Raw genomic sequence first — 23705 nt, forward strand, 5'->3', positions numbered from 1 at the left:
AAGGCTCCTTCGGGAGCCTTTTTTATTTTTCTTTGAATAAAATAGTGTCGACTAGTTTATGAGCAGCTTTTAGTGGTGACGTTTTTGATGTGGCCACGTCTTTTTCTAAATCAGCTTTTTGTTTTTTGAATTCTAGTTTTGAATTAATTTTTAATTCGATGAGTTCATGGATTAGTTTATTGAACCAGTCCTTGTTTTGATCTGAGCGCTTCTCTTTTATCTGATCTACGATATTAGAAGTATTTTTATACTCAGTCAGGATGTCGTAGATTTCGCTGATTCCAATCTTTTCGACAGATGAGCTTGTTACAACTTTGGGTTTCCATAGGGAAACTGATGTTAATAATTCAAGAGCGCCTGAGTATTGTTGAACAGCGGCCTTTGCCATCTGTTTCATATTTCCGTCTGCTTTATTGACGATGATGAGGTCTGCGAGTTCGAGAATTCCGCGTTTGATTCCTTGAAGTTCGTCTCCGGCATTTGGAAGCATAAGAATGGCGAAAAAATCGACCATACTATGGACTTCGTATTCTGATTGTCCGACACCGACAGTTTCGATGAGGATGAAATCAAATCCAGCTGCTTCACATAGAAGAGCAGCTTCTCTGGTTTTATGTGAAACTCCGCCAAGGGATCCTGATGTAGGAGAGGGGCGGATGAATGCGTTTGGTTCTTGAGAGAGTTTTTCCATGCGTGTTTTATCACCCATGATGCTTCCACCGTTTATTGGTGAACTTGGGTCTACAGCAAGAACTGCGACCTTGTGGCCTTTTGCGATTAGGAATTGTCCGAAGGCCTCGATGAAGCTTGATTTACCTACACCTGGGACACCTGTGATGCCGAGACGGAAGCTCTTACCTGTGTGAGGTAAGGCCTGATCTAATAATTCACTCGCTTCGATTCGATCACTATCTTTTGTTGATTCAAGAAGTGTGATGGCCTTTGCTAAGGTTCTTCTATCGCCTTTAATAAGATTGTTGATGTCGATCATTATTTTTTATCCGTAAGGTTAGCTTCGATTGCTGCTAGAACATCTCTTGCTGCAACTGGGATAACTGTTCCTGGTCCGAAAATTCCTTTTACGCCTGCTTTTGTAAGGAAGTCGTAATCTGTTTTTGGAATAACTCCACCAGCAACTACGATGATATCGTCAGCGCCTAGTTTTTTTAGTTCTGCCATTAATTCAGGAATTAACGTTTTATGTCCTGCTGCTTGAGATGAAACTCCGACAACGTGAACGTCGTTTTCTACAGCTTGTTTTGCAACTTCTGCTGGTGTTGAAAATAGAGGAGCAAGGTCGATGTCGAAACCTACGTCAGCAAAAGCTGTCGCGATAACTTTAGCTCCGCGGTCGTGTCCATCTTGTCCCATTTTAGCAACGAGCATTCTTGGTCTGCGTCCGTGTCTTTCAACAAATGATTTAATGTCTTCAGTGATTTTCATCCAGTTCTCATCCTTTTCAAAAGATTTACCATATACGCCTGTTACTGTTTGCGAGTTAGCATTGTAGCGGCCCCATACTCTTTCAAGTGCGTATGTGATTTCTCCGATGCTGGCGCGAAGTCTTGCTGCTTTGATCGCTAGATCTAGTCCGTTACCGTTTCCAGTTCTTGCGTAGTCAGTTAGGTCTTCCAGAGCTTGCATAACTGCATGGTCATCTCTGTGAGTGCGTAAGTGATTTAGTCGCTCAATTTGTGAATCACGAACAGCATGATTATCGATTTCTAATGTTTCAATTGAGTCTTCTGTTTGAAGACGGTGCTTGTTTACACCAACGATAACATCTAAACCTTTATCAATTCTTGCTTGTTTAATGGCTGCTGATTTTTCAATGTTAAGTTTTGGAAGACCAGTCTCGATAGCTTTTGCCATTCCACCAGCTTGTTCCACTTCGGCCATGATTTCTTCAGCACGATTAATCATCTCTTGAGTAAGAGACTCCATCATGTACGAACCACCCCAAGGATCAACTACATTTGTGATGTGAGTTTCTTCCTGGATAATGATTTGAGTGTTGCGGGCAATTCTAGCAGAAAATTCTGTTGGAAGAGCGATGGCTTCATCAAAAGCATTAGTGTGAAGAGATTGGGTTCCACCAAAAACTGCGGCCATAGCTTCAATCGTTGTTCTGATAACGTTGTTGTATGGGTCTTGCTCTGTTAGTGACCAACCAGATGTCTGGCAGTGAGTGCGGAGCATTTTTGAGTCTTCTTTTGTTGGATTGTATTTTGAAACAACTTTATTCCATAGGAATCGAGCAGCTCTAAGTTTTGCAATTTCCATGTAGAAGTTCATTCCGATACCGAAGAAGAATGAAAGTCTTGGAGCGAAGTCGTCGATGTTCATTCCAGACTTGATTGCTGTTTCGATATACTCTTTTCCATCGGCGATTGTGTAAGCAAGCTCAAGAGCTGCGTCTGCTCCGGCCTCTTGCATATGATAACCCGAGATAGAAATTGAATTGAATTTTGGCATATTCTTCGCTGTGTAGCTGAAGATATCTGCGATTGCTCGCATTGATGGAGCTGGTGGGAAGATGTAAGTATTTCTTACCATGAACTCTTTTAAGATATCGTTTTGGATTGTTCCAGAAAGTTTATCTTGAGTTACACCTTGCTCTTCTGCTGCAACGATATAGTTTGCGAGAATTGGAAGGACGGCCCCATTCATTGTCATTGAAACTGAAACTTTATCTAATGGAATTCCATCAAAAAGAATTTTCATATCTTCAACAGAATCGATAGCAACACCAGCTTTACCAACGTCACCAGAAACTCTTGGGTGATCTGAATCATATCCTCTGTGAGTCGCTAAATCGAAAGCAACAGAAACACCTTGTGCTCCGGCAGCTAAAGCTTTGCGGTAAAAGTTGTTTGATTCTTCTGCAGTTGAAAATCCTGCGTACTGTCTGATTGTCCAAGGACGTCCAGCGTACATTGTTGCTTTTGGGCCACGGATGAATGGCTCAATTCCAGGCATTGTATCTGTGTATTGTAATTTCTCTATATCTGCTTTTGAGTAGAAAGCTTTAACAGGAATTCCTTCCGGAGAGTTCCATGTTAGGTCAGAAGGCTTTTTGCCTTTTGTTTCTTTTTCTACGAGTTTTTCCCAATCTTTCAGCATAGTGCTTCCTTAAAAATTTGATTACAACTTACTCTACCAAATAGTTAGCAGGCCGTGAAATATTACTCGATTCAATGACGTCATGGCCCATTTCACTTCTTAGTTTTTTAGTTTATAGTTAATATTCATCAAAGCTAAGGCGTAAATTATGCAGAATGACGACTCAAAGAAAGACAATTTGCAGTTTTTGGGCCTTGGAAAAACAAAGTTTAATTCATCGATCTGCTTGATTGATGAAAACAGTACCGAACTCATACTTACCGAAAGACTCAATAGAAAAAAGAACTCTGGTTTATGGCCGGAATTACCTCTGAAATCAGTTTATTCAAGATTAAATATTCAAACATTAAAGATGGCCGAAAATAGAGATGTGCATAGGCCTTCTACTATTGAGGACATTCAAAATACTCTATTTCCTTTTTATGATTATCTTCAGAAAAACGAATTGGGGATTTTTACAAAACATTTTAATCCTGATCTTCCTTATGTTCCTCATCATCTTTGTCATGCTTATGCGGCACTGACGCTTTCACCTTTTGAAAAGTCGGTGATTGTTGTTATGGATGGAGCAGGGACTGATGTTGGTGGTGGAGAGTTTGAAGAGTGTACAGTTTACTTGCAGAATGGTGTGAATCTCACTCAAGTGTTTCAGCAGTTAGTGCGGTTTACGACAAATTCAACTCGTAGTTTTGCCAATAGAATTGGTGGGAGTTATGAGACGGCGTCTGAATTTATTTTTAATTCACCTAACTCTTCTGGAAAAGTTATGGGGCTTGCTTCATTTGGTACGCCGATGGAGTATGAAGAGCATTTACAGTTTCAAGAGAATTTAAATTGGGATTATTCTTTTAAAGGAAAGAGTAAAAAGGATTGGGAGGATTTAGATCATACGCTGTTTAAAAACATAGCGGCTTCGGTTCAGCAGAAACTGGAAAGTGATTATGATAAAATCATTCAATTGATAAAAATGAAGTATCCGGATTATGAGAATTTAATTCTTACTGGTGGATGTGCACTCAACTGTACTAATAATGCCAAATTAATGTACCAAAAACTATTCAGCAAAATTTTTGTTCCTCCATTTCCTGGAGATGAATGTATTGGATTTGGTCTTGCTCATTATTTAAAGTATCAAAATAATCGAGGTAGCTGGATGCCAGTTCCTTTTGAGAATCAGTCTGCCTATTTTGGCGCGAAGGCCTCTATTCCACAAGATGCTGCTATTGAAAGAGAATTTCCTCTGGATCGTTTTGAAATTAAGAAGTGTAACGACATCATTGAAGAAACAGCTAGGCTACTTAATGAAAAATATATCGTGGCCTGGTTTCAAGGAAGAAGTGAATCTGGACCTCGTGCATTGGGAAATAGGAGTATTTTAGCTCGCCCGGATGTAGCTGGGCTCAAAGATAAATTGAATCAAAGTATCAAATTCAGGGAAAGTTTTAGACCTTATGGATGTTCAATTATCCAGGAAAAGGCCCATGTTTATTTTGATATAGATCAAAATTTCAATAATCCCTACATGTCTTTTGCAATTAAGGTTCGTGATGAGCATGCTGAACTACTTAAGGAAGTCAGCCATATTGATGGAACTTCCCGAATGCAAACGGTAAAAATTGGGCAGAATGAAAAATTTTATAAACTTCTTGAGAGATTTGGACAAAAGTCAGGACTGCCATGTCTCTTGAATACTTCGTTGAATGTCATGGATGAGCCTATTGTGGAAACTATTCAGGATGTCAGACGTTTTATGGAAAATACGCCTACGGACTATCTCGTCATAAATGACTATCTGATTAAAAGAAAATCCTAATTTTTGCCAGAAAGTTTTTACTAGGTCATAATTTCTTTAATGAAATATCAAAAGATCTTACTCATTTCTAAGGACGAAATCTCTGCGTGGGAGAGCTGTAAGCATATTACCAGCAATCTTGCTGAGAGCTATTTTCAGGCCTTCAAAGATCAGGAAGTTGTCACTTTAAAAGTGGCGGAAGATCTTTCACTTTTTCAAGCCTACGCACATGCTGAAGACATTAAAAAAAATAAGTTCGATCTGATTGTATGGCTGGATCATAAGCCTAATGCGGCCTTAATGGTTGAGGCCTTGGATATAACTTTTGCTCAGTATGAATATGAGCAAAAACCTAAATTCCTTGTTCACCTGTTTGGTGATTTTGTTCTGGATTGTAATGGGTGGGAAGCGGTTGAGAAATCTATTCAAAGATACCCTGTGCATTTTATTGCTGCTTCAGAACGACAAAAAAAATTAGTGGAAACATTCTGTGTAACTAGTTCATCTGTATGTTCCGTTATTCCGTTTCCAGTTAGTGAGCAAAAATTTAATGTGGATAACCTTGTTGGTAATCGCAAAGAATATCGTGAAAAATTAAATGCTGTAGATGATTTTGTTATCATTTACACTGGCAGAATTTCTTATCAAAAAAATGTAGATAAACTTATAAAGATTTTTAAAAGTCTGGAGAGTGCTTTAAATAAAAAGGCCCAGCTTTGGATCATTGGACCATGGGACGATATTCTTTTGCCATACGCTGGTATTGAAGGCCTACCTGGATCATATTATTTACAATTTAGTAGTGCGAATCCACTAACTGAAGCTGATAATCAAAAAATAAAATTTATCGGTCAGTTAAATTCAAGTGAACTACTAAAAGCGTATCATGCTGCTGATTTATTTATGAGCTTGAGTACGTTTAACGATGAAGATTATGGAATGTCAGTGGCAGAGTCTCTTGCTACTGGACTACCATGTTTATTAAGTGACTGGGCAGGGTTTGCATCCTTTAAGACTTATTCAAAAGATGTAGATCTGGTTAAAGTTGAATTAACTAATGATGGTCCACAACTCAATATTGATGAGGCCAGAAAAAAGCTAATGAAAACTCTTTTGATGTCTGAAAGTAATCTTGAAAAGAGAGCACAGACTTCTAAAGAAGCTTTTACTGAACTGTCGGTTGGTGCTTGTAGTGAAAAAATAAAACGTACTGTGAATGACATTAATTTTTCAGGGTTTGAAAAATTTGACCCTGTCTTTTATAAGATGTGTGCTCTTTTTAAAGTGAATCCACTAGCGCCTTTTAGAGCAAAAGTGGCCCAGTTCTTAGATATATATAAGGAGATTTATAAAGCTTATGTCTCTTGAAAAGATCCATGAATTAATTGAAAAGAATAAAACGTCTTCTATTTTTTCTTATGAAAAAATATGGACGCATCCGACTCCTATGCATAGGAAGTTTTGGACCTATCTTCTGCCTGATTCACACGCTTATCATTCTACGATTAATCCTATTTTTAGTTTTGAGCTGGAAGAAGGAAACTTTAAAGGGTTTCGGATTTTTCCTCTACTTTCGCTTAGAGATGGCGTTTATCCGTTGATGAAGTATTTTGCGGTTAATCCAGTTCCTCATGAAATTGATCCGGTTCTAATCGTTGATTCAAAGTTTTCGATGCTGGTTCCAAAGGCCTGGAGAGAGAAGGTTGTGTTGAGAGATCTTTTTGTGAATGAAAAGATTCTGGATATTCAAGCAAAAGAATTATTACTTCTGATTTCTCCTGATAAAGATTCAACACCTAAAGAAGTATTTGAAAAAGAGATGGATAGAGTCGCTTCTCAAATGTCAGCATTTGATAATGTAACAGTCCTGTTATCTAGCTGTGCGTTTTTAGGAGAAGAAGGTCACAACGAAGATTTTTCGTGGGGACATAAACTTCTGAAAATTGTTTTCGATAAACTTTCTGGAAAAAACATCAATATTATTGATTATAAAGAATTCCTAAAAAAGAATGTTTCTGAACTTAAGTTTCATTTTTTAAATCCTCTACAGTTTTATTTTTCAGATTCATCGCTCCTGCATGATCTTCTAAGGAGGGGAGCACTTCCTCTTGAAAAAATCGGCGAGAAGAAAGAAGGGGATTTATATGTTAATATTTCTATGAAACATGGATTCGTTTTGCATAAGAATTTTTCTGAAGATGAAATTGTAATGACTGAGACTCTTAAAGAGAAAATTTTTAAGGGAAGTATTTATGCTAGTAGCGAAGAGAACTTACTATCTACTAAAGAGTTTAAAGACTGGACCTTATTTGTTGCCCAAAGAATAAATCTTCTTCCATAAGTAACTTTTCATGCATGATCTATAGAATTTTTTATGGCCGGGAAATAAGGCCGAAAAATTTGACTTAAATCTCTTATCAAATTCATTTATAAAAGTGTAGAAATCAGCCTGATAGACAAATTTGAACGGATCAGCAGTTTTAGTGTTAACCCAGCTGACAATTCTGTCGTACTTATTGATCTCGTATTGTGAAAACTGCTTTAGTGTTTTCATATATTCTAAATCATCATTCATTTTACTTTTAAGTGAGTCGTCCGCAAGATTTGCGCGTAAGTATTCTGGCTCTTTTAGGTAAGAAATATCCAGAGTGATTCTTTTACCGGCATTCTTTTGTTCAACAATCCAGTCGAGTAGATCCTTAAATGAAGTAATTGATAGAATGTTATAGGTACACATTAAAATAATTTCGGATTCTGGTAATGAGTCAGTAATTAGTGAGATATTAGCTTTAAATTTATTTAAATCGAGCCCTTTGCGAATATAAGATGCTTGATCGTCGAAACCATCAAGGCTGGTATAAATTGAAAAAGCTTTGATCGCCTTGTGTGCGAATAAAACTTTTACCTGTGATATTAATTTTTGTAATTGGGTTGAGGAATAACTTAAATTAGTATTTATTGCAAGAGAGAGATTGGGAGCTGGATGATCTATTAAATAATCCAGAACTTTAAAAGTCTCTTTAGATAGAAGAGGTTCTCCACCAGTAATTCGGAAAACTCTTAAAGTCTTGACCATCTCTGGAAACCATAACCAGAAAGCTGTTACATAGGGATTATTTTCTTTAATGGCCTTTTCTCTGGGCATACGATGTTGATTAGAAGTCACCGGATATGGACCAAATTTTTGCATTTCGCTTTCAATGGACGAGCTAACATCGGCCATGCAGTAAGCACAATTTAAATTGCAATCTGAGCTGAAAATAACTTCGACATAAGTTGGAGATATTTTTTTATCCCATGGTGACTTGAGGGTTTCATCTAAGAGATCATAGGCCCAATTATCGGTAGATTTAATAAATCTGTCAGACAAGTGATCGCCTGCTGTGTCTTCAATTTTCCAACAATAGTCACACTCTGGTGGACGAATACCATCGAGCATTAATTTTCTTTGGAGCATTTTGAAGTGTGTATTATGAAGAGCAGATGGGTCTTTAATAATTTCTTCAACAGGAATTTTGTGTCTCATTGGATGATGACAACTGTGGGTATAACCACGACTCAGGTCAATTGTAACCTGATACCACTTTGCCAAGCAGAATCCATTAGGCGCATTTTTAATTGAATCAAGTTTCTGTTTGTTAATCATTCTTCAAGTAGACCTAATTGTTTTGCAAGACTTTGACTGTGATTGCTAAATTCTTCACTAGCAAGCGTATCAAGTCCACCTATTAGTCTTTTTAGGTGTTCCTGTAAGTTAGTAAAATCGACTGAGCCCTGATAACTGTAGCATCCCCATAGTTCCCACAAAACAGTTTTTTCTAATATATTTTTCTCATTGAGATCAAGAGGTCTATTCATTTTTAGATAACAGAGTTTGTTATAAAAAAGGGCGTAGATAACAGCAGGGAAGTCTATTTCAAGGGGAGCTTCTTCAAGTTCCATCAGTTTTATATAATGTTTTTTGAATTCGACCTGATCGACACCTAATAAAGATCCTAAATCGTCTATAAGATCCATGAATGGTTTTGGAGGCCCAAGTTCAATTTGCTCCATGTAATAAGCTGTTTTTTTTGGTCTTTCTTTTTTGAACCAATTAGCGACCAGGAATTTATGAAGAAAAATAATTTTTTCATAATGATCTGGTTTTTTAATGAGTTCGTATTTTTCGATAAGAAACGGATCTCTTCCTAGTTCGTATGTATTGACACACTCCAAGAGAGGCTGCTTAAGATCTTCGCTATAAATTAAGAGTTCACCAATAATAGGAAAAAACCTGCGGAAGACAGAGTGAGTATAGCTGATTTCTTTTATGAGATGCTTTTTAGACTTTTCAAAGACGATAGTGATGTCGATATCACTTTTTAAAAATTTCCAATAATCAAAACAGAACGAGTTCCTGTACCAGATGTCTTTTATCTCTGGATGGCTCGCTTTCACAATAATTTTGTAAAAGAGATAACAAGAATAATAGATTACTTTCTGAAAAAATCTCATTATCTAATTTAACTCTATTATATTCGCTCTTTCCAATGATAAAATTTCATAAAACAATGGGCTTGTCACGGTGAGTAGTTATGGAGACCAAATACAGAGTCGTCTCTGGTTCGATGGAGCCATTAATTCAGATTGGAGCGGAGCTGATACTTGAAAGTGTCAAACTTGAGGACCTTAAGAGGTTTGATATTTTGGTATTTAAAGAAACTCCGGTTTATATGTGTCACTATGTCTGGCATGTGAATAAAACCTTTAATAAGGGAGACATTATAACCCGTAGCTTAAAAGAAGGGCATTGTGATGATGCGTTCGGCTTCGACAAAGTTTTAGGCAGAGTTGTTAACTATAAAATTGGATTTTTTACGAAGTGTAGAATACTTCTTGGTTTGACATGAGTTATTTAAGAAAAATTTTAACATTAACTTATTATCAGATGAGATCCAGGTATCGTAAAACGCTTGCTGGATTTATCTGGGTTATCGCTAATCCGATTATCAATTTTTCAGTTCAGGCACTGGTTTTCAAACTTATATTAAAAATTAACATTGATCAGTATCCTGCCTTTTTATTGTCGGGTCTTCTACCTTGGTTTTTTATTTCTCAATCTGTAACTGCCTTGTCGGGAAGTTTAGTTGGATCCAGAGATTTACTATTAGGATTTAAGATCAGTCCTATGGATATTATTGCCAGTCAGGTTTTAGATAATTTTGTTAACTACATCGTTGCGGCCTTATTCCTTATTATTACGCTTATGACTTTTGGTTTGGTGAAAATTTCAGGGCTTCAAGTTTTGTTGTTTTTTGCAAATTCTTTAGTGCTTTTGCCTTTTGTTTTTATTATTACTGGCATCGTAAGTTTTCTGCATGTCTTTTACAGGGACGTTCAGTTTGTTACCAGCTTTGTGATGAATATTGCCTTTTTCCTAACGCCCATTTTTTATACAATCCAATACGTGAACCCTGAGTATCAATGGATTTATAATCTGAATATTTTTTATCCTATCGTGGCCTTATTTCAAGATTCATTTCATAGCTTAAATCTTAGGGCGTGGGCGAAAGATCTTGTGATAACAGTAGGGATAATTATTACTTGTAGTGGCATTTTAAAATTATTAATGACAAAAAAAATGAAGGATTTTTACATCAATGTCTAAAGATCTCATTTTAAAATTGAACGATTTTACGATTTCATATGAGCCTACTTATCATCGCTCCAGAACGGTGCGTGACTTTTTTGTTGAAGTCGTAAAAAATCCTTTTCATTATTTTTTTACCCATGCAGATCGTATGGTTGTTTTGAGAAAAGTTAACCTTGATATTAAAAAAGGCGATGTCATCGGTATTCTGGGAACGAATGGAGTGGGGAAAACTTCTTTGTGTCGTTATTTATCAGGGATTATTAAGCATCATAACGTTGAAATTTATGGCGAGACCAGGGCCTTATTTGATGGGAATGTGGCCATTTATCCTGACCTGACTGGAAGAGAAAATGCCATTGTTCTGGTTGAGTTGCTTTATAGCGAGTTATCAGTAAATGATAAAAAAGAGCTTATCGAAGAGGCCATTCATTTCAGTGAACTTCATGAACATATTGATACGCCAGTGAAAAACTATAGCCGCGGGATGAAGGCGAGGCTTTTTTTATCGCTTTTAACTTTCAGAGGAACGGATCTTTTGGTCATTGATGAAGCATTTGGTGGTACAGACCAATTCTTCAGCGAGAAGCTTGAAAAGAGAATTCAGCAGCTTATTTCAAAGTGTGGGGCAGTGGCGATTGTTAGTCACAGTACCGAAGAAATCAAAAAATATTGTAATCGAATCATAGTCTTACACGATAAACAGATTGCTTTTGATGGGTCTACATCAGACGGAATTAAGTTTTATAACTCCCTAAGAATCCCCCTTTAAAATTGAAGGAAATAAATTCCTTATATCGAAGCATATTACTCATGTAGTAATATTTAATATGGTTTGTTTTTTAAGAACAAACTGACGAGGAGGAATCAGGCCATGTCTCAAGGTTCAAAATTGATTCTAGATGCTAATTTACAAGCATTTTTCTACGAGCATCTTCAGGATTTTAACAATCGATCACTCGCACCACTTCCAACTGAAACCATTTTTTATTCCAGTCAGGTGATGGATAACTTTGGTAACTCTGAGAAATTCTTTGAACAGGTTAACGGCAAGGCCCGTGAAAAAATACTTGGGATTAAACTCATGGAGTCTTCTCAGTATCCTCGCGAAATGCAAAAAACGATTTTGAAAGATATCGCAGAGATGTCACTTTTAATTTGTGGGTATTTTTACGATTCACTAAATAAGAAGATTATCGATGTGAGATATTACGAAGATGTTGGCAGGATTGCTTATTCAAAGCTGAACTCATTTTGTCCGAATGCTTATGATGTTCCATCGTTTTATCACAAGATGGCCTCTCATTTTTCAGATGTTACTTTGCTGATGAGTTTAGTGTCTAAGAAATATTCTGCTGATAGTGATCCGGCAATGCCGTGGTTGATTTTAAAAGACAGGAAAGTCTCGTAAGACTTTCCTGTAATGACTTTAATTAGTTTGATCGACCTACAACAACAGTATTCCATTTTTTAGACAGAACAGTCTTGATGTTCTTTTGGAAAACAGAGTAGCTTAGGTTTTCAATTTCTTTGTTTCCTTCGTGGTAGTAGTTCAGACCTTGGGCCTGAAGGACTGGTACAGAGTAAACACTTGCGAAATCTTCGTTAGTTTGAACATTGATCAGGTTTTGTCCTTTGATCATATTTTTAATTCTATCGAAGTCTTCTTCTGGTAATCCTTCTTTTTTAATTCTTTCAATGATGTCCTTAATGGCAGCGATCGCTGGATTTACTTTATCAAATCCTGAGGCCATGTAGATCCCGAAGTATCCACCTTCAATGGCAGCGAAGTGAACTGGCTGAGCTGAGTAACATAGACCTTGGCGGTCACGTACTTCAACAAAGAGTTCTGACGACTGTCCTGAAAGGTGAGTCGTTAACATCTTTAAGTAAAGGTTCTCTGGTGTTCCCATTTTTCCACACGGAATTCCGTAGAAGATCTGAGTTTGTTCACGGTCGAACTTAATGAATCTCTCTACACCAACAGTTGATGTATATTTTTTGAAGTTTAGCTTTTGCGATTTTCTTGTTGGAAGTTTATCAAAAAGAACTTTTAGAGTTCCCAAGACTTCAGGAAGATCAGCATCACCACAATAAGTAAGAACGATTTCTTTCGTTTTCAGGTTCTTCTTATGAGTATCAATAAGAGATTTCTGAGTAATCGCTTTTAAAGTCTTCTCTGTTCCAATTGGGCTTAGAGCGTATGGGTGAGTCCCGAAGAATAATCTTTGAACTTCTTTAAAGCATTGCTTAACAGGATCTTCTTTTTGATTAACAAGAGCTCTTTGAGCAAGTTGTTTTTCATGAGTTAAGAATTTTGCTGGCATGTCTGGAGAAGTGAAAGCTCCTTCGAAGTGTGGGAATAGATCCTGGAAGTTGTCACTTAATCCGTGCATTAAAAGACCATAAGCATTTTTTCCAGAGAATCCAGAGATGCTTGATGATTTTTCTTCAAGGGCCTTTTTGATTTTATCGTAGCTAATTTTATTGTGACCTTTTGTAAGCATTGAGCTTAGTAAATGGTAAGCACCGTTATTTTTAGCTGTTTCTTCAGTAATACCACCGCGAAGGTAGGCCTGAAGAACGAAAGTCGGAGTCATTTTATTCTGACGATAAATTAACGAAACACCTGGCTTAATTGTAATTAATTGAACCTGCTGATCGTATTTAGATTTTTCAATCTTGTGCTTAGTTTTTGATTCACCAGTCAGATTTGTTTTTAGAGCTTTCATTTTCTTTTGGAAAGCTTCTAGTTCCTTCTTCGCTTTTTTAGCATCAGCTTCTTTTGGTAGCTGCATGCTGATGTGAACGTCTTTAGAGAAAATTTTCTTTAAAGATTGGTTAACAGCATTTGAAGAAGTTCCTTTGATTCTTTCGATGAATTCTTCTTCACACTTGATGTCACCGTTTTGAGCGTAGCTGTGACCTAGTGAGAATGCGAAAGACTCAATAGACTCCATTTCGTAAATTTTAGACGAAAGGTACTGGTTTTTAATTTTAGCGATTTCTTCTGAGCTCAATCCATTCTCGATTGCTTCAGTAATTGTAACTAAGAACTTTTTAAGAAGTTCTGTCATGTTTTTGTGAGGGAATACTAAGCGGATAAAGTGAGCTCCACCTTTTGCCATAAACATTGTTGATGCTGAGGCCACGTTTGCCAGAGATTTATCCAGAACAAGTGAATCATATAACCTTGAAGTTTCACCGAAGCCAAGACAGTTGATTGCAAGATCTTCACTAGCAGCTTCTTTTTCAGAATAAGTAGGAGACTTGATAACCATAGTTAAAGTGGCCATCCCAACTTCTTTTTGGTGAACGTCTACAGTTGCAGATTTTTTTAGTTCGAAATCTGGAAATGTACTTTCAGGCCCTGATGGAAGTTTGTAGCCTTCAATTGTATTAACAATTGGAGTTTTATCAGTTAAATCACCAGCAACGATTAAAAGTGCATTTGAAAGGTTGTAGAAATTTTTTCTGAAGAAATGGAGTTGTTCGCGCGTGAAGTTTTTAATTGTGTCTTCGCGACCTAGGATCTGGTGAGCGTAAGCTCCGCTGAAAGCTGAGTTTTGAAGTTTAGCAAAAGCGAACTGGCTCGGGCTATCAATAGATCTTCTGTACTCTTCGAAAACTACATTTCGCTCAGGAATTAGATCTTCTTGTTTAAAAAGTGGATTTGAAACCATGTCTAAAAGAATGTTGATTGAATCAGCAAGCTTTATGTTTGGAGTGTTGATGTAGTAACAAGTGTAATCAAATGATGTGAATGCATTAATTTCACCACCAAAAGTTTCTACTTCGTGAGCGATTTTTGCTCCCGGTCTTGTTTCTGTTCCCTTAAAGAACATGTGTTCTAAAAAGTGAGCAATACCTTCGTGATCTTTTTTCTCAAGAGCACTACCTGCGCGAAACCAAATTTGTACAGTTCCGGCCGTTGAGCCTGGAGAATGAACAAAAAGAGTTTTTAGTTTATTTTGAAGCGTGGACATCTCGTATTGCATAATAATTCCTTTAAACTTTTATTCTAGAACGAAACATCTTATTATAATCCCTAATGGAAGGCATCTCCTAATAGAATTTCTCTATAAACTGGAAGTAATGTTTAATGTCTAAGCGAATTCAATCACTCTATCTGCATTTCCCGTTCTGCAGACATTTATGTAACTATTGCGATTTTTATAAAAAAGTTCCGAAAGATAGTGCGCTGGAGATTGATGAATTTCACTCTTACATGAAGGCCGCGATGATTGAGCACGAAAACCTGATGAAAATGAACGGTTGTTCGTGGGGGCCATTGAAGACACTTTATATTGGAGGGGGAACTCCTTCTTTATGGGGTGAAGCAGGAAGTACATTTTTAAAGAATCTGCTGCAGGAATACAAAATTGAACTAGCTCCTGATTGTGAATTTACACTGGAAGTTAATCCTGGAAGCTGGACTGTTGAAAGTCTTGATAGCTGGGAAGCGATTGGTGTGAATCGTTATTCTTTGGGGATTCAGTCCTTAAATGGGCATTCGATTAAATATCTGGATCGCGTTCATACTCTGGAAGATGTTTTTGAGACTTTGGAGTATTTCAATAAAAAGAAAGTGAATTATTCAATGGATTTCATGCTTGGACTTCCATATTCGAAGGAAACAAGCCGTGATGTTATTGATGAGCTTGAAAGAGCACTTAAGTATAATCCGAAACATTTCAGTGTTTATATTTTAACGGTTAAAGATAACTATACTCATTATGCTCATCTTCCCAATGAAGAGTGGATTGAAAAAGAGTATATGCAGGTTGCAGACTTTTTGAAGTCTAAAGGCTTCTTGCATTATGAGGTTTCTAACTTTGCTCTGCCTGGATATGAATCAAAACATAATTTGAATTACTGGAAGTCGGAGTCTGTGGCTGCCGTTGGCCCATCTGCGACTGGGTTTTATTCTGAGAGTCGAGTTCGTTATAAGTGGAAAACGAAAGAAGCGAAGGTTGAGATTGAAAATCTTGATGAAGAAGCTTTTAAGTTAGAGAAGATTTATATGGCGATGAGATCTTCGGAAGGACTAGCTCCGGAGTTATTTCAGGGCAAACCTGGTTATGACCAATTGATTGAGAAATGGAAGAATGCCGCTTACGTTGAAGTGAATCCTGCTGGCCATGTGTATGTAACGAGTAAAGGTTACTTGCTGCTAGATTCTTTGATGAGTGACTTATTTTCTCTTAAGTTGCTATAGAACATTGGATAAAATTTCCAAATACCTTTGATTAAACCTATTGAATAGGTTCCCAAGATAAAATAGTGAAGAAAGATGTACCTGAAGCTGAAAGCTTTATATGTCACTACGTAGTAAAGGGCCACAAGTGCGGTGTAAACGATGAAAGCGTTTGTTAAAATACTTTGAGGGTGGAAAGTCATCCAGCATAAAAGCCCTAACCACAATAATGGAAGTAGATAGAAAGCTTCCTTCTTTTGTGGAAGAAGTGCGATGTTTTGAATTCTGCATTCACCGCTTTTAATAATGGCCGAACCCAAGCTCTCTAAGTTGTTTTTTCGTTGATGATAAACAAATAAGTGAGGCGAGTGGTGAAGGACCTTTTCACTATTTTTAAGTTCTTTTAAAAGATAGTTTTCTTCATTTCTAAAAAGTTCAGGATTAAATTGGAAACGCTCTTCTGTAAAAAGTGATTTTTTAAACCACAGGTTGCAAAGAATCAAAGATTTTTCTGAAGTGCTGCTTAAGTATCCGCCACGGATTGTATGTCTCTTGTAAGTCGGACCCATGCATAAAGGTGAAGAGAGAGCTCTGCCTATTGTGCTTTGAAGCGTTGAGGATACTTGAGGAGTTTGATCCGGGCCACCCAGGACGTCCCAATTTTGGGTGAAGTCGACTAGAGAGAAATAGGTTTCTGGAAGAGTGCAGTCGTCATCTAAAAAGAAGACGTACTCGCCACGGGCCTTACTTATACCTAAATTGCGGGCAGCCGATGGAGTGGTCTTGTGGATAAAGTGCAGAGAGAATTTTTTGAAAGTCTGTGAGCACTTTTCCATGTAGGTGCGGTCGCCATTGAAAATAACGATAACTTCGTAAGGATGAGGTGTCAGTGTTCGAGTGATGGACTCGAGGCAGTTGAACAACTCCTTATGTCTGTTATAGGTCACAATAATGATGCTAAATTTCATATCGCTAGATTATGCAAAGTAGGAGGAGATGTCATTTGTAAACTTGCAAAAAATGTCATTAGAGAAGATAATTTTTTATACCGTATAAAGAGTCTTGAAAGGATTTCATGCAACAATTTCTTAAAAATAAAATCGGTCTGAAGAGCTTACTTGTCCTGCTATTTTTTTTAGCGGTCTCGCTGGTTATTTATTATCCGACTTTAAAATCAGATCCTCTTTGGGATGATTGGGTTTTCCTTTTCAGGTCATGGGCGATTAAAAATGTTAGGCCATGGGAATATTGGCTTTTTGGAATTCATCGCAGGTCTTGGCCGGTATTTTTTACGACTTTGAGTTTGATGTATAAGGCCTGGGGAGATAATACCTTTTATTATCACTTAACCAGTGTTGTTCTCCATTCTTGTAATGGATTCTTAATTTATAAAATTTTAAAGAAGCTGGGTGGATCTAATACACTTCTTATTGCTTTGCTCTACTTGGTTCATCCACTTAACTTTTTTACAGTTAGTTGGATTATTCAGCTTAAGACGTTAATGTGCATTTTCTTTTTTCTAATATCGCTAGGACTCTTCCTGGATCATTTGAAAGATGGTTCTAAGTATCGTTATTGGATTTCCGTGTTATTTTTTGGACTATCGTTGCTATCTAAATCGGCATTTGCACCAATTGGATTGATGATGATTTTTTATAAAGATAAGGCCAAGATGGTGCCATATCTTTTGATATGTGTTTATTCGGTTTTGTTAACGGGGTGGGCGACACATATTAAAGGGTTTGTTCAGGACCCACAAGTTACTTCATATTTCATATCACCGGCCGTGGCGGAAGAGAATTTTAGTAAAATAGAAAAAATTGAGCCAATGACGAGAAAACTAGGCCCCCCTCGCAAAAGAGATAAAGATCCTTTTAATGAAGTGGCCTTAAGTTTAAATAATCTCACTAGGTACTCTCTTTACGTTTTTTATCCTTCAGAAAATTTATTGGTTCAGCCGTCAACTCAGATTACTTACTCGTATAAAGAGATATTGTCGGCACTCGTTTTAGTTTTTTTAATAATTTTTTTATTTTTTAGATTCTATGAAACAAAAAAGATTAATTCTCTATTAGGATTAACCTTTTTTCTGATTACATTGCTGCCCTTGTGTGGAGTTTTTTTTATACCAATATTTAGGTATTCAAACTACGTTGAATACTGGTTAAGTGTTCCAATTTTAGGCCTGCTAGTGTGTTTTTCAATGATAAGTTTTCGTCAAGTATATATCAAAGGTCTTTTGATTGTTGCGATATGCTTTTTTACTTATAAAACATCAGCTACTTCAATCAATACACCGGGCCCTGTGAGTATGATTGAAAAATCAATAGAGTCTTATCCAGATAGTATCCTTACAAAATTCATTCTTGCCAGGCATTATACCTTTAAAGGAGAGTATGAAAAATCTAATCAAATTCTCTTGAAGGAAAGGAATAATCCAGAGTTCAAGGTGAATATTATGAAGGATGTTGAAGAGAATTTTAATCTTATGAAGAGTAGATAAAATGAATAATGCAATTTATAAAGATCACTTACTTTACTTAAGTCTTATTGCGGTTTTGGTGTGGATCGGTGGGTGCTTTACCGGAAGTGTAATGAGTTACACGGAATGGGGTGTTCAGTTAAAGGTTTTAGCAGTACCGATTCTTTTAATTAATTCTTATATTATATATTTTCTCATTCTTAACTTTTTTCAGAATAAGTTCATTTCATTTTCAACAGCATTTTTATACTTAGCTTCTTCAAGTCACGTAGATGTTTTTGTTTATCGTATTCAGTTCCAAGTGCTTTTAGCAGAAATGTTTATCCTCTTATTCTTTTATTCTTATCAGGCCAATAAGTGGTGGAGGGCCTTAAGTTTTTTACTAATTGGAATTCTTTTGAATACCAAATTAATTTTTTTAAGTTTTTTATTGTTGAGAAATAAGAAAGTTTCCTTAATGCAAAAAGCACTTTCTATGTCTGCTTCTTTGATTATTTTTTTATATGTAAGCCCATTATTTTTTAAGCAACCAATGTTTTTGCTGTCTCAATTTAAGACAATTCCTTTGATGTTTAAGAATCTTATTGTTCCATTGAATTTCACACTATTGAATATTGCGACAATTACACCATTTCTTAATAAGGTAGATGTAAGTATGTTCGCAATCATTTTGATTGCATGCTTATTTGCTTTAAAGAAGAATGAGATCGCAAGAATTGTTTTTAGCTTTTTACTTGTTTCTTTAGTGGGATCATTTGTCCCTTTTAAGCAGATTTATGAGACGGAAGCATCTTTCTATTATTACTTACCTTCCTTTTACCCTTTAATCTTATTGTCATTTTTGTTATCGATTGCTTTCTTAATGTCTAAGTTAGAAGGTAAGAAAAATATTAATAAAGCAATTGTGATTTTTATTGGATTATATTGGGTTGGATCTACAGTTCTTATCCAAAAGAATTTTCAAAACATTGTAAATGAATGGACTTATTCAATTGGTTTCTTACCTGAGAATTATAATGATGAAGAAGTTCTAAAGCTAAAGTATGCCGAGATCTTGGTGAGTAATGAAAAGTTTGAAAGCGCAAAAGAGTTTATTAATAAGCAAAAGAGTAAATTTCCCAACGAGAGATGGTATCGATTACTTGTAAGCATCGCTGCTCAAAATGGAGATATGGTTGAAGTTGAAAGAATTTATAAAGAATTAAGTAAAAGTCAAACTCCTCTAGTAAATGAAGAGTTTGAAGATTAGATTTTTTAGAAAGTCTTGCAAGCAGGGGTTACCGTCGCAAGTGATTGTACAAAAGTGGTCTCAGTTGTTACACCAGGACATACTTTGTCTTTAGTGATGACTCTGCATCCCAGTGCCGTGTCACCAGATGCCGCAGCACCAGCTGTAGGATCTATGTCAGCGGCGACCTTACCAGCACTGCATGTTTTATTAAGAACAGTGTAGGCTTCACATGTGATCTCCCCACCTTTCGAAATTGTTTTTGTATATTGACCAACAGGACATTGTTTTGGTCTAGGAATACAAGTTGGAACGCCTGAACTTCCAACTGACTTAAACAGTTCATTTGCAGCACAGCTTGGTACACAGTTAGGTTTTATTGTCGCCCCCACCATAACAAACATCTGACCTGAGGCACAGACAGGATCCGTTGTTGAACAAATGAATTTATCATTAGCTTGTAAATCTGATAAAAGTTCCCTTGCGCCACAGTAGGTGCCCGCCGTAACAGCTGTATTTTTTGGATAGTCACATACATATTCTTGTTTTCCAATAGAAGGGTTATCAGCTGTGAGTTTGACTCCAACTAAAACTTCACTATTGCCGCAAGTTTGAGGATTTTGTTCATGTTGGCATTCTAGAAGGCCGTTGGTAACAAGACGTGCGGTAGTTCCTTTACAGGATTCAGTTACTGCATTTGTTACAGTATTAAGCCCTTCATCTGCTTCTGTAAAACAAGTATTAATAATATTGTTAGGATTTCCAGCATTAAAAACTAGATAAAGAGGAAGACGAATAACTTTAGTTTTACCTGTATCGCTTTGTAAATCAGAGCGATCAATAATCGTGTAAGTAACTTTAAGGTAATATAATTTTTCAATAGGTATCTGTGGAGCAGGTAGCGCTGGTTGAGGATTTGCAACAATTTCATAGTGGAGTAACTTTAATGAACCTCTGCCGTAAACAGGTAGAAAGTTAGGTTTATTTGCTGGGCCTGTTGGAATGGCCATCTTTAAAAATTCAATACCTGCTTTTTTTAGTGGATTAGTACCTGCGAGGTTAATTTGACTAATAGTTTTACCTCCGAAAACATCATTCTCTTTTCCCGCAGGAGGAGGCGGAGTATTTATACTTGAACAGACACTTACATCAGAGAGAAAAGAGGCTAAACGTATTTTTTCAGTATTGTCTTCAATCTCTGCGCCACGTTTTATACTCTGATCTTTGGTATTTTTCTCCACATCCATGAAATAGTACGTGTTAGCAATAACAAGAGCGAGTATTGCTAATACTATAGGTAATGAGACACCTTTTTGATCTAATCGAAACATGTTTTTTACTGCTATTGTTTTTAAACCTTATAATTTCTAATGATAATATAAATTATGAAAAAAATAATATTTATTATATAATACAATTAACTATACTACTGTTTTAAGCCGGTTTAAGCACAAGGGTTCTTAATGAAGAATTTTTTAAGAAAATTGACTGGATTTAGCTCCAAGTCACTGGAAAAAGGTTTTTCACTAGCTGAGGTAATGGTCTCTGTCGCTATTTTGGGAATAGTGATCATGGCCACAGTTAGCCAACTTAAGTTGTCATCTAAAAGCGCCACAGATATGGCCGCTGATGCAGAAATTAATAACATTACAAATAAAATTATCTCAGCAATTGGAACAACTTCAGTATGCTCCAAAAACTTTGGCGGGCAAGTTCAAAATGCTTCTTACAATGTACTTGTAGACATAAATTTGGATAAATTAATTGTAAAAGGCGAGATGACTGGACCTGGTGGGGAAGTAAAAGTTCAGAATATCGAAACTAAAATGAGAAGTGATAATGAAATGGTTTTGATTCTATCATTCCAAAAAAAGAGATTTGGAGTGGACATGCTTTTGGGTGGACCAAAAAGAGAAATTCCAATTAATACGATCTTACAAGGGGACAGTGGAACTCCTATCGAATATTGTTTCGCGAACTATGACTTGGTTATAAAGACGGCAGTTCAGCAAGCTTGCAAAGGCACTACAGCTTTTTATAATCCCAATCGTAATCCACCTTATGGAGTATGTGAGCATATCGTTAAGCCTCTTAGTTGTGCTCCTGGAGAATTTTTAAAAAAAGTTACAGCAAATGCATCGAAGCAGATTGAATTTGAGTGTGGAAAAGTGAGTGAAGATTGTCCTGACGGGCAAGCAGTCTCTGGTTTTGATAGCGCTGGAAAGGTTATGTGCGAGACTATTTTTCCATCATGTGCAGCAGGCGAAGTTCTCTTGAAAGTTGGCGGTGCATTCACTTGTAGAAGATTAGATTGTGGGACAGCTACACAACCAGAGTTAAGTGCATTTAGAGGATTTGATGCTAGTGGAACTATTTTGTGCACAAAAATCACGACACCTGGCCCATGCCCGAATGGTCAATATACAACCCAAATTGATAACACTGGTAAGATCTCATGTTCAGCTTCTCCATTCGTTGGAGGAAGTTGTGGTGTAGGTAAATATATTAATGGTGTTAATAATGATGGCTCACTTAAGTGTGATCCATTTATCACTTTACCATTTGACTGTCCTATAGATGAGGCTATTACTGGTATAAAATCAGATGGAACTCCTGACTGTGAAAAAATCAATACAGGTCTCAAGTGCGGAGGTAGTACTAAGACTTACAATGATTGTAGGGCGGCCGGAGGACAAATATATACTGGCGCAAATAGTCACTGTATATTTAATGGGGGCAGTTGCCCTGGAGGCTGGAATAGATGTTCATCTTTTGGGGCACAGTGGGAAGTTGGTTGCAGAGATACTAGTAATACTTTCTATTGTAATCAATGGACGCAATATAGAAGTATTGCTCCATGGCTTGGGAATGGTCCATATGGGGACCAAGGTTCAAGGACAGTTTCTTGCTTAAGTTGGGTAGGGACTCCTGGAACTCAGGGAAGATGTGATGCGTATGCCGGTGTTACTCTAACGACTAGGCAAGACACTATAGGGTGCAAGTAATGAAAAAATTGATTAGAAATAATAAAGGTTTTACATTAGTTGAACTTCTTATTGCTGGCGGTATTGCTGGAGGGATTGCTCTCGTTGCAGTGACTTCGTTAAGAAATACAAGGCAGGCTTCTAACATTACAGTTGTAGCCTCTGAATCTTCAACTTTAAAAAGTTTAATTGCTGCCCAGCTTGTTAATCCTCAAGGATGCAAAAAAACATTTCCAACTGATACGCTTATCGTGAGAAATAATATTCAGATATTTTCTTCTGGTGGAGCAGTAGTAGTTAAACCGGGTTCCACATTTGGACCAGCAAAAGAATTTAGCATTACTGATATTTCTTCATCTTCTGTCCCGGGAAGTAATATTTTAAAGCTAAAAGTGGATTATACACTAAAGGCTAACTTGGATAAGGTTAGTAAAAAAAGGTTATACACATTTACTCTTGATCTCTTTATTAATAAAAATACTGCGGGTGATAAGATTACTGGTTGTTATATAGACATGACAGGTGCAACTAGAAAGGCAGTTGCAGCTAGTTGTAAGGGATACGAGGGACCACCGGAAACACAATCGGGAGCGTCTTATAATGAGAATGATGGATTATATGGAACATGTACTCATGACTTGCCCGAAGTTCGTAATGCTGCTGGAGCAAAAGTTGCTTCAAATCTATGTCCGCCTGGGCAATATTTAAAAAATGTTAAATCTGAATATAATTCAGCTCTTCCGAAAAATACAGTCGTTTTAGAATGTAAAACTTTTTCAGTGGGGCCTTGCCCGGACTGGTCGTATGTAAATAAGGTTAACGGTACAACAGGCGCAGCTGAGTGTGTTTCTCTTGCGCAATTTTACAGTTCAGGGCAAGTACTAACGACTTTAGCTGGTAGAACACCTACTACCTATGTTGGGATTACTCTTAATTGCCCAGATGCTGATCAAGTTTTAAGAAGCATAAGAACCGATGGTTCTCTTGAGTGTATTCCAAAACATATTGAAACAATATGCGCTGCCAATCAGTATGTTTATGACATTCAAAAAATAGATAAAAATACCTTTCAGGGGGTATGCAAGGATTTCGTAAAACTTGCTGGATGCCCGGCCGGAAAATATTTACAAGCAGCTCAAAGTGATGGCTCTCCCGCTGCTGTTGGGGGTTGCGTAGACCAGACTATACCGGCCAGCTGCGGTCCTACTGAGGTAATGATCGGACTAAATGTTAATGGTACTGCTAAGTGTAAAGTGAATAATTAAATATT

The 23705-nt window shown here is 36.9% G+C and carries 18 protein-coding genes; 11 read left to right on the forward strand and 7 right to left on the reverse strand.

From position 1 onward, the window contains the following. Positions 1 to 22: 22 nt before the first annotated feature. On the reverse strand, positions 23 to 991 hold the full coding sequence (gene meaB / locus SHI21_RS02075) for a methylmalonyl Co-A mutase-associated GTPase MeaB (RefSeq protein WP_323574455.1): 969 nt from the start codon (positions 989 to 991) through the stop codon (positions 23 to 25). Then, positions 991 to 3123: a methylmalonyl-CoA mutase gene (gene scpA, locus SHI21_RS02080; protein WP_323574456.1), complete on the reverse strand. Its 2133-nt coding sequence runs from the start codon at positions 3121 to 3123 to the stop codon at positions 991 to 993. The genes meaB and scpA overlap by 1 nt, the downstream gene beginning before the upstream one ends. A gap of 148 nt (positions 3124 to 3271) precedes the next feature. Between scpA and SHI21_RS02085 the strand changes: the two genes are divergently transcribed. The 3 genes from SHI21_RS02085 to SHI21_RS02095 are packed head-to-tail and all read left to right on the forward strand — an operon-like array spanning position 3272 to position 7256. After that, the gene (locus SHI21_RS02085; RefSeq protein ID WP_323574457.1) at positions 3272 to 4936 is read left to right on the forward strand and encodes a carbamoyltransferase C-terminal domain-containing protein; all 1665 of its coding nucleotides are present in this window, start codon (positions 3272 to 3274) and stop codon (positions 4934 to 4936) included. 39 nt (positions 4937 to 4975) lie between these two features. Then, on the forward strand, positions 4976 to 6283 hold the full coding sequence (locus SHI21_RS02090) for a glycosyltransferase family 4 protein (RefSeq protein ID WP_323574458.1): 1308 nt from the start codon (positions 4976 to 4978) through the stop codon (positions 6281 to 6283). Continuing rightward, a complete protein-coding gene (locus SHI21_RS02095) occupies positions 6273 to 7256 on the forward strand; it encodes a hypothetical protein (RefSeq protein WP_323574459.1) in 984 nt (327 codons plus the stop codon). The genes SHI21_RS02090 and SHI21_RS02095 overlap by 11 nt, the downstream gene beginning before the upstream one ends. Here the strand turns inward: SHI21_RS02095 and SHI21_RS02100 are convergent. Together SHI21_RS02100 and SHI21_RS02105 are read right to left on the reverse strand one after the other, a co-directional pair. Then, complete coding sequence (locus SHI21_RS02100; RefSeq protein WP_323574460.1) at positions 7221 to 8561, reverse strand: twitch domain-containing radical SAM protein; 1341 nt, start codon at positions 8559 to 8561, stop codon at positions 7221 to 7223. The genes SHI21_RS02095 and SHI21_RS02100 overlap by 36 nt on opposite strands. Next, a complete protein-coding gene (locus SHI21_RS02105) occupies positions 8558 to 9352 on the reverse strand; it encodes a hypothetical protein (RefSeq protein WP_323574461.1) in 795 nt (264 codons plus the stop codon). The genes SHI21_RS02100 and SHI21_RS02105 overlap by 4 nt, the downstream gene beginning before the upstream one ends. Positions 9353 to 9800: 448 nt before the next feature. Here SHI21_RS02105 and SHI21_RS02110 point away from each other — a divergent pair, with 448 nt between their 5' ends. From SHI21_RS02110 to SHI21_RS02120, 3 genes are all read left to right on the forward strand, one after another. Further along, positions 9801 to 10562 carry an ABC transporter permease gene (locus tag SHI21_RS02110; protein WP_323574462.1) on the forward strand — a complete coding sequence of 254 codons (762 nt, stop codon included), beginning with the start codon at positions 9801 to 9803 and terminating at the stop codon, positions 10560 to 10562. After that, positions 10555 to 11316: an ABC transporter ATP-binding protein gene (locus SHI21_RS02115; protein WP_323574463.1), complete on the forward strand. Its 762-nt coding sequence runs from the start codon at positions 10555 to 10557 to the stop codon at positions 11314 to 11316. The genes SHI21_RS02110 and SHI21_RS02115 overlap by 8 nt, the downstream gene beginning before the upstream one ends. A gap of 102 nt (positions 11317 to 11418) precedes the next feature. Continuing rightward, positions 11419 to 11955, forward strand: a complete 537-nt coding sequence (locus SHI21_RS02120) for a hypothetical protein (RefSeq protein WP_323574464.1) — start codon at positions 11419 to 11421, stop codon at positions 11953 to 11955. A gap of 22 nt (positions 11956 to 11977) precedes the next feature. On the opposite strand, the gene SHI21_RS02125 is transcribed toward SHI21_RS02120, so the two are convergent. Continuing rightward, on the reverse strand, positions 11978 to 14542 hold the full coding sequence (locus SHI21_RS02125) for a M16 family metallopeptidase (RefSeq protein ID WP_323574465.1): 2565 nt from the start codon (positions 14540 to 14542) through the stop codon (positions 11978 to 11980). A gap of 104 nt (positions 14543 to 14646) precedes the next feature. Between SHI21_RS02125 and SHI21_RS02130 the strand changes: the two genes are divergently transcribed. Further along, on the forward strand, positions 14647 to 15762 hold the full coding sequence (locus SHI21_RS02130) for a coproporphyrinogen-III oxidase family protein (RefSeq protein WP_323574466.1): 1116 nt from the start codon (positions 14647 to 14649) through the stop codon (positions 15760 to 15762). Here the strand turns inward: SHI21_RS02130 and SHI21_RS02135 are convergent. Beyond that, positions 15708 to 16709, reverse strand: a complete 1002-nt coding sequence (locus SHI21_RS02135) for a glycosyltransferase (protein WP_323574467.1) — start codon at positions 16707 to 16709, stop codon at positions 15708 to 15710. The genes SHI21_RS02130 and SHI21_RS02135 overlap by 55 nt on opposite strands. A 107-nt stretch (positions 16710 to 16816) precedes the next feature. On the opposite strand from SHI21_RS02135, the gene SHI21_RS02140 reads away from it, so the two are divergent. Together SHI21_RS02140 and SHI21_RS02145 are read left to right on the forward strand one after the other, a co-directional pair. After that, positions 16817 to 18244 (forward strand): ArnT family glycosyltransferase, encoded by a 1428-nt coding sequence (locus tag SHI21_RS02140; RefSeq protein ID WP_323574468.1) that lies wholly within the window; start codon positions 16817 to 16819, stop codon positions 18242 to 18244. Position 18245: 1 nt separating this feature from the next. Further along, a complete protein-coding gene (locus SHI21_RS02145; RefSeq protein WP_323574469.1) occupies positions 18246 to 19472 on the forward strand; it encodes a hypothetical protein in 1227 nt (408 codons plus the stop codon). 5 nt (positions 19473 to 19477) lie between these two features. Here SHI21_RS02145 and SHI21_RS02150 read toward each other — a convergent pair whose 3' ends face one another. Beyond that, a complete protein-coding gene (locus SHI21_RS02150; RefSeq protein WP_323574470.1) occupies positions 19478 to 20782 on the reverse strand; it encodes a hypothetical protein in 1305 nt (434 codons plus the stop codon). A gap of 132 nt (positions 20783 to 20914) precedes the next feature. Here SHI21_RS02150 and SHI21_RS02155 point away from each other — a divergent pair, with 132 nt between their 5' ends. Beyond that, a complete protein-coding gene (locus SHI21_RS02155) occupies positions 20915 to 22456 on the forward strand; it encodes a type II secretion system protein (RefSeq protein WP_323574471.1) in 1542 nt (513 codons plus the stop codon). After that, positions 22456 to 23700: a prepilin-type N-terminal cleavage/methylation domain-containing protein gene (locus SHI21_RS02160; RefSeq protein WP_323574472.1), complete on the forward strand. Its 1245-nt coding sequence runs from the start codon at positions 22456 to 22458 to the stop codon at positions 23698 to 23700. The genes SHI21_RS02155 and SHI21_RS02160 overlap by 1 nt, the downstream gene beginning before the upstream one ends. Positions 23701 to 23705 lie beyond the last annotated feature (5 nt).

Source organism: Bacteriovorax sp. PP10, assembly GCF_035013165.1.
GTDB classification, from domain to species: domain Bacteria; phylum Bdellovibrionota; class Bacteriovoracia; order Bacteriovoracales; family Bacteriovoracaceae; genus Bacteriovorax; species Bacteriovorax antarcticus.

Coding starts and splice junctions, on each gene's coding strand:
- SHI21_RS02120 (WP_323574464.1), top strand. CDS start 11,419: ATGTCTCAAGGTTCAAAATTGATTCTAGATGCTAATTTACAAGCATTT.
- scpA (WP_323574456.1), bottom strand. CDS start 3,123: ATGCTGAAAGATTGGGAAAAACTCGTAGAAAAAGAAACAAAAGGCAAA.
- SHI21_RS02135 (WP_323574467.1), bottom strand. CDS start 16,709: ATGAAATTTAGCATCATTATTGTGACCTATAACAGACATAAGGAGTTG.
- SHI21_RS02100 (WP_323574460.1), bottom strand. CDS start 8,561: ATGATTAACAAACAGAAACTTGATTCAATTAAAAATGCGCCTAATGGA.
- SHI21_RS02145 (WP_323574469.1), top strand. CDS start 18,246: ATGAATAATGCAATTTATAAAGATCACTTACTTTACTTAAGTCTTATT.
- SHI21_RS02115 (WP_323574463.1), top strand. CDS start 10,555: ATGTCTAAAGATCTCATTTTAAAATTGAACGATTTTACGATTTCATAT.
- SHI21_RS02125 (WP_323574465.1), bottom strand. CDS start 14,542: ATGCAATACGAGATGTCCACGCTTCAAAATAAACTAAAAACTCTTTTT.
- SHI21_RS02130 (WP_323574466.1), top strand. CDS start 14,647: ATGTCTAAGCGAATTCAATCACTCTATCTGCATTTCCCGTTCTGCAGA.
- SHI21_RS02090 (WP_323574458.1), top strand. CDS start 4,976: ATGAAATATCAAAAGATCTTACTCATTTCTAAGGACGAAATCTCTGCG.
- SHI21_RS02150 (WP_323574470.1), bottom strand. CDS start 20,782: ATGTTTCGATTAGATCAAAAAGGTGTCTCATTACCTATAGTATTAGCA.
- SHI21_RS02085 (WP_323574457.1), top strand. CDS start 3,272: ATGCAGAATGACGACTCAAAGAAAGACAATTTGCAGTTTTTGGGCCTT.
- SHI21_RS02110 (WP_323574462.1), top strand. CDS start 9,801: ATGAGTTATTTAAGAAAAATTTTAACATTAACTTATTATCAGATGAGA.
- meaB (WP_323574455.1), bottom strand. CDS start 991: ATGATCGACATCAACAATCTTATTAAAGGCGATAGAAGAACCTTAGCA.
- SHI21_RS02140 (WP_323574468.1), top strand. CDS start 16,817: ATGCAACAATTTCTTAAAAATAAAATCGGTCTGAAGAGCTTACTTGTC.
- SHI21_RS02155 (WP_323574471.1), top strand. CDS start 20,915: ATGAAGAATTTTTTAAGAAAATTGACTGGATTTAGCTCCAAGTCACTG.
- SHI21_RS02160 (WP_323574472.1), top strand. CDS start 22,456: ATGAAAAAATTGATTAGAAATAATAAAGGTTTTACATTAGTTGAACTT.
- SHI21_RS02095 (WP_323574459.1), top strand. CDS start 6,273: ATGTCTCTTGAAAAGATCCATGAATTAATTGAAAAGAATAAAACGTCT.